Below are 1,048 nucleotides of genomic sequence, written 5' to 3' on the forward strand. Positions count from 1 at the left end.
TCCACTCCGATGCGACCCCCGACCCCGCAGCCCCTCACTCCACCCCCGCCCAACTCCCCATCGCAGCGCCCCCGCGCTCCATGGCCGCCCCGGGCCGCGACGGAGAGCTGCGGCGGACCTTCCCCGCGCTCCCCGCACCGCCCGCGCGGCCGCAGGGCACGGACGGATTCGCCGAGACGTGGTGGGGCAACGCGAGGGTGGCCGCGCTGGAGGAGATGGCGATGGGCGCGGCGCGGCTCGGGCGGGGGAAGGCGTACGCGCGGGCGGGGCACGTGGACGCCATCACCGTCACGCCCGGGCTCGTACTCGCGTACGTGCACGGCAGCCGACCGCGGCCGTACCGCGTGCAGATCCGGATGCGTACGCTCTCGGACGAGGACTGGGAGCGTTTCCTGGATGCCGCGGCCGAACGGCCTCGGCACATCGCGGCGTTGCTCGACAAGGACCTGCCCCAGTCGCTCGCCGACAGCGGAGTGGGCCTGCTCCCGGGCCCCGGCGACCTCGTGCCGCAGTGCAGTTGCCCCGACTCCGGCCACCCCTGCAAACACGCGGCCGCGCTCTGCTACCAGACGGCAAGGCTGCTGGACGAAGACCCCTTCGTCCTCCTCCTGTCGCGCGGCCGGGGCGAACGCGAACTGCTGGACGCGCTGTCCCGCCGCAGCGCCACCCTGGCGGCACGCTCGGCCCGCGCCGAGCGGGAACCCGCCCTCCCCGGCGTACGAGCCACCGACGCCCTCGCGTCCCGCACGCTGCCGCCGCTCCCGGCCCCGCTGCCGGCGCCCGCGTACCCCGAACAGCCCCCGGCCTATCCGGCGTCGCCGGGCGGCCCGGACCCGTTCGCACTGGACCAGTTGGCCACCGACGCGGCGGCCCGCGCGCACGCGCTGCTCACGACGGGCCGTGACCCCGTGGCGGAGCTGACCCTCTGGCAGGACGCCGTCCGCCTCGCGGCCACCCGCCCCGGCTCCGGCCTCACCGCCACGACCCGCGCCCTGTACGCGTCCCTGGCCACCGCGGCCGGCCGCACCCCGGCGGACCTGGCGCGGGC

General features: G+C 77.3%; 1 protein-coding gene. It reads left to right on the forward strand.

Annotated elements, in window-relative coordinates; all coding sequences use genetic code 11:
• On the forward strand, positions 1-1,048 hold a 1,048-nt coding region (locus O3Q52_RS53460; protein ID WP_269655597.1), incomplete at both ends, for an SWIM zinc finger family protein.

Origin of the sequence: Streptomyces sp. ActVer (genome assembly GCF_027270795.1) — a bacterium.
In the GTDB taxonomy this organism is placed as follows: Bacteria; Actinomycetota; Actinomycetes; order Streptomycetales; family Streptomycetaceae; genus Streptomyces; species Streptomyces umbrinus_A.